The organism is Bacteroides sp. 41_26 (assembly GCF_949740115.1).
GTDB lineage: Bacteria > Bacteroidota > Bacteroidia > Bacteroidales > Bacteroidaceae > Bacteroides > Bacteroides nordii.
Genome location: NZ_CATJGZ010000078.1, coordinates 1 through 1,034, shown reverse-complemented (window position 1 = coordinate 1,034; position 1,034 = coordinate 1). Strand labels below are relative to the sequence as shown.

At 45.2% G+C, this 1,034-nt stretch carries 2 protein-coding genes; both read left to right on the top strand.

Translation table 11 applies throughout. From position 1 onward, the window contains the following. On the top strand, nt 1-169 hold a 169-nt coding region (locus QX565_RS10430), incomplete at its 5' end, for a co-chaperone GroES (protein ID WP_502874520.1). A gap of 37 nt (nt 170-206) precedes the next feature. Next, nucleotides 207-1,034, top strand: an 828-nt coding sequence (gene groEL / locus QX565_RS10425) for a chaperonin GroEL (protein WP_289292717.1), incomplete at its 3' end; no start/stop codon positions are given.

Below are 1,034 nucleotides of genomic sequence, written 5' to 3'. Positions count from 1 at the left end.
TTTGAAAGGTGAAGTTATTGCAGTAGGCAACGGAACAAAAGACGAAGAAATGGTGTTGAAGGTTGGTGACACAGTGCTGTATGGCAAGTATGCCGGTACTGAACTGGAAGTTGAAGGAACCAAGTACCTCATCATGCGTCAAAGCGATGTGCTCGCTGTTTTAGGTTAATTTGTAAATTGTAAATCGTTAAAATGTAAATATAGTTATGGCAAAAGAAATATTATTCAATATCGATGCCCGCGACCAATTGAAGAAAGGTATCGACACACTGGCAAATGCAGTAAAAGTAACCCTCGGCCCTAAAGGTCGTAACGTTATCATCGAAAAGAAATTCGGTGCTCCCCACATCACGAAAGATGGTGTAACGGTAGCTAAAGAAGTAGAGTTGGCAGACGCATATCAGAATACCGGCGCACAGCTGGTAAAGGAAGTTGCTTCCAAGACCGGTGATGATGCAGGTGATGGTACTACAACCGCTACTGTTTTGGCTCAGGCCATCGTAGCCGAAGGCTTGAAGAACGTGACTGCCGGTGCCAGCCCGATGGATATCAAACGCGGTATCGACAAGGCTGTTGCCAAAGTGGTTGATTCTATCAAAGGACAGGCAGAGAAAGTGGGTGACAACTATGACAAGATTGAACAAGTTGCTTCTGTTTCTGCCAACAATGACCCCGTTATCGGTAAGCTGATTGCAGACGCTATGCGCAAAGTTTCCAAAGACGGTGTCATCACTATTGAAGAGGCCAAGGGTACTGATACTACTATCGGTGTGGTTGAAGGTATGCAGTTCGATCGTGGCTACCTCTCTGCTTACTTCGTTACCAACACGGAGAAGATGGAGTGCGAAATGGAGAAACCGTACATCTTGATTTATGATAAGAAGATTTCCAACTTGAAAGATTTCCTGCCCATTCTTGAACCGGCAGTACAGACTGGTCGTCCTTTGCTGGTTATTGCAGAAGATGTGGATAGCGAAGCGCTGACAACTTTGGTTGTAAACCGTCTGCGTTCTCAGTTGAAGATTTGTGCAGTG